The following is a 3594-nucleotide window of genomic DNA, read 5'->3' as shown; positions in this document are numbered from 1 at the left end:
ACGATGCGCACCGTGGCGGGTGCGACTCTCGCTGCTTTCGCGACCGCCGGCGGTGAACCGCAATGGTGCGGCGTGCGAATCAAGGGAGTTCGGCGCGAACGAGCGCGACCGTGCGCTACGGACGTTGGAGTTGGTGCTGCACGGCGCCGGCGGGGTGCCGGAGGGTTTCGTTTTCACCATCCCGAAAATCCGTGCCGCCGAACAGGTCCGAGCGGCGGTACTGATCTGTGAATCGCTCGAAACGGCCCACGGCCTGCCGTCGGGAGCCATGCGCTTCGAGCTTCAGATCGAGAGCCCGCAGGCCGTACTCGGCGCGGACGGTGTGGCGACGGTGTCGCGCGCAATCCAGTATGCCGAGGGGCGCTGCAGTGGATTGCATTACGGCACTTATGACTACAGCGCCGCCCTGGGGATTGCGGCGCAGTATCAGGCGCTCGACCACCCGGTAGCCGACCACGCCAAAGCGGTCCTGCAGGTCGCGGCGGCACAGACCGGCGTGTGGGTGTGCGACGGCTCGACACAGGTGCTGCCGGTCGGCCCCGAACAGCAGGTGACCGACGCGTTGCAACGGCACTTCCGGCTGGTGATCCGTTCGCTGGAACGCGGCTTCTACCAGGGCTGGGACATGCATCCCGGGCATCTGGTCACGCGCTGGCTCGCCACCTACGCATTCTTCCGCAGCGCGCTCGCCATCGCTGCGCCCCGATTGCAGAACTATCTCGATCGTCGCGGCGGCGCGATTGTGGACGAACCCGCCACGGCGCAAGCGCTTTCGGCAGTCGTGTTGCGCGGGCTCGAATGCGGTGCCGTCACAACGAACGATGTGCTGGCACTCGCGCCGGACTGCACCACGGAATTATTGCGGCAGTTGCGCGAGCGAACCTTCACGCGGGGGGACTGAAACGCCATGACTACCCACGAGGCCCAGCCCGATTTCACATTGCTGCCCGATCTGGCGCTGCGCACCCTCGGCGGCGCGGTGATCTGGGCCAACGACGAGACCTTCGCGGAGAAAGAGAACCTGATCCGGCCCGGTTTGGCGGTGTATCGGCCGGCCACGTTCGGTAACAAGGGGCAGGTATACGACGGATGGGAGACCAGGCGTCGCCGCGAACCCGGACGCGACGAGGCGATCGTGCGGTTGGGCGTCCCGGGGGTCATTCGCGGAGTCGTCATCGACACCGCCTGGTTCACCGGAAACTTCCCGCCGGAGGTGTCGGTCGAGGCGCTTGCGGTGCAGGGATATCCGCCCGCCGCCGAGATCGCCGAGCGGACGGACTGGCTGACGCTGCTATCCCGCACCAAGGTGAACGGCGACGCCCGCAACCCATTCGAGGTGCACTCGGAGCGCCGGTTCACCCACGTGCGTCTGACGATCTATCCCGACGGCGGTGTCGCGCGATTGCGGGTCCACGGCGAAGCCAGACCGGACCCGGCTCTCCTCGGCACCGGACCGGTCGACCTTGCGGCGCTGGAGAATGGCGGCATGGCGATCGACTGTTCGAACCGCTTCTACTCCTCGCCCCAGAACCTGTTGTTCCCCGGCGTTGCGCGGGTGATGGGTGAGGGTTGGGAAACGGCGCGCCGGCGCGACGACGCGAATGACTGGGTCCAAGTGCGACTGGCCGGTGAGGGCGCGGTCGCGGTCGCGGTCGTCGACACCTCGTGCTTCCTCGGCAACAGTCCGGGTGCAGCGGCCCTGACCGGGACGACCGGGACCGGCGAGTCTGTCGAATTGCTTCCCCGTACACCGCTGCAACCCGACACCCGGCACCAATTTCCGATCGCGGCGACGGCGCCCGTGACCGAGGTGCGGCTCGACATCTATCCAGACGGCGGGCTTGCCCGCCTGCGAGTGCACGGGACGCTGACCGCCCGGGCACTCGCAGGCATCGAGGCGGCGTGGAGGCGGACATGAGCGACTATCCGCGCGACATGGTCGGTTACGGCCCGAACCCGCCGGACCCGCAGTGGCCTGGCGATGCGCGGATCGCTGTGCAGTTCGTGCTGAACTACGAAGAGGGCGCGGAGAACAGCGTGCTCGACGGGGACGGAGGATCGGAGACCTTCCTCTCCGAAATGACACCGGCGCAGCGATTCCCGAACCGGCACATGAGCATGGAGTCGCTCTACGAATACGGCGCCCGGGCCGGATTATGGCGCGTGCTGAGGGTTTTCGAGCGGCGCGGGCTGCCGCTGACGATCTTCGCGGTGGCGCGGGCGATGCAGCGCAACCCGGAGGCCGTCGCGGCATTCAACGAACTCGGGCACGAAATCGCCTGCCACGGATTGTGGTGGCAGTCTTATCAGCTCGTCGATCGGGAGGTCGAACGGGCGGACATGGCGGAGGCCGTCGAGATTCTGCGCAATCTCACCGGCGCCGCACCGCTCGGCTGGTACACCGGCCGGGATTCACCGCAGACACGACAGCTGGTGGTGGAACACGGCGGGTTCCTCTACGACTCGGACTCCTACGCCGACGACCTGCCGTACTGGGTTCAGGCGACACGGGGCCATCAGGTGGTGGATCACCTCGTGGTGCCGTATGCGCTCGATACCAATGACATGCGGTTTGCGTCGCCTGCCGGGTTCGCCACCGGGAGGCAGTTTTTCGACCATCTGCACGATGCGTTCGATGTGCTTTATGCCGAGGGCGTCACCGGTGCGCCGAAAATGCTCTCGGTCGGATTGCATTGCCGGATTGTGGGCCGCCCGGCGCGCATCGCGGCGTTGGAGCGATTCCTCGATCATGTGCAATCGCATCCCGGAGTGTGGATTGCGCGGAGGGTCGATATCGCGCGGCACTGGCGCACGGTCCATCCGCCGGACTGATCGCAGCGATCGCTTGGCCGGCCAAACGGGTGCAGATTGTGTTCGGGGGTGCGAAGTTTTGGCCCCGGGAGGAAGTTTTGCACCCGTTTGGGGTTGCCTGTAGCGCAGCCTATTCCGCAGGTACCGCGAGGCTCGCGACGAGCGCAGAGACCTGATCGAGCTGCTGATGAGCGGCTGCGTTGTCCTCGTCGACAAGCCAGCGCAGCACAAGTCCGTCGATCAACGACAGCGCCAGCCGGCTCAGAGTATGCAGCGGCACGGTCCATTCGGTGGCCGTCGCGTGGCGCAGTTTCTCCAGCATGTCGGCCAGCGTCGCGTCGTTGAACTCGTACTGCTCGCGCGCGATTCGCAGCTTGCCCGGGGTCTCGCCACCCTCGCGCAGTGCGTACGTAGTGGTTTCGTAGGTGAGCAGCTGCCGGTCCCTAGAGGACTCGACGTCGTGCCACAGTGCGGCAAGGGCGATTCGCAGCAGATCCTCGAGAGCGCCGACACCGGTCACCCCGGGCCGCAGTTCGGTGGCCTGATCCGCCGAGTCGCGCAATTCCATCGACAGCGCTTTGACCAGCTCGGTCATCATCGCGTCTTTATTTTCGAAGCAGTAGTGCACCACTCCGAGCGAAACTCCAGCCGCGCGAGCCACGTCGCGCGTTGTTACAGACGCGACGCCCTTGCTCTCGGCCAGGCCGATGGCGGCGCCGATCAGCTGGGCTCGTCGCTGTTCGAGGCTGAGTCGCGTGGACACGATGTGGAGTTGATCCTTCC

The 3594-nt window shown here is 66.3% G+C and carries 3 protein-coding genes and 1 pseudogene; 3 read left to right on the top strand and 1 reads right to left on the bottom strand.

Annotation, left to right across the window (positions count from 1 at the left end):
* From A8G08_RS04605 to puuE, 3 genes and pseudogenes are all read left to right on the top strand, one after another.
* Positions 1–901: pseudogene (locus A8G08_RS04605) on the top strand (DUF6986 family protein); the annotation flags it as partial.
* Between the two features lie 6 nt (positions 902–907).
* The gene (gene alc / locus A8G08_RS04600; RefSeq protein WP_068270725.1) at positions 908–1918 is read left to right on the top strand and encodes an allantoicase; all 1011 of its coding nucleotides are present in this window, start codon (positions 908–910) and stop codon (positions 1916–1918) included.
* A complete protein-coding gene (puuE, locus tag A8G08_RS04595) occupies positions 1915–2832 on the top strand; it encodes an allantoinase PuuE (RefSeq protein ID WP_068270731.1) in 918 nt (305 codons plus the stop codon). The genes alc and puuE overlap by 4 nt, the downstream gene beginning before the upstream one ends.
* 109 nt (positions 2833–2941) lie before the next feature.
* Here puuE and A8G08_RS04590 read toward each other — a convergent pair.
* On the bottom strand, positions 2942–3594 hold a 653-nt coding region (locus tag A8G08_RS04590), incomplete at its 5' end, for a TetR/AcrR family transcriptional regulator (RefSeq protein WP_245672626.1).

The organism is Aldersonia kunmingensis (genome assembly GCF_001646865.1).
In the GTDB taxonomy this organism is placed as follows: Bacteria; Actinomycetota; Actinomycetes; order Mycobacteriales; family Mycobacteriaceae; genus Aldersonia; species Aldersonia kunmingensis.
Note: the sequence above shows the minus strand (reverse complement) of the source record. Positions and strands in the feature narration are given on the sequence as shown.

Bases quoted from the DNA above. Each gene is read 5' to 3' on its own strand.
- puuE (WP_068270731.1), top strand. From the start codon at position 1,915: ATGAGCGACTATCCGCGCGACATGGTCGGTTACGGCCCGAACCCGCCG.
- alc (WP_068270725.1), top strand. From the start codon at position 908: ATGACTACCCACGAGGCCCAGCCCGATTTCACATTGCTGCCCGATCTG.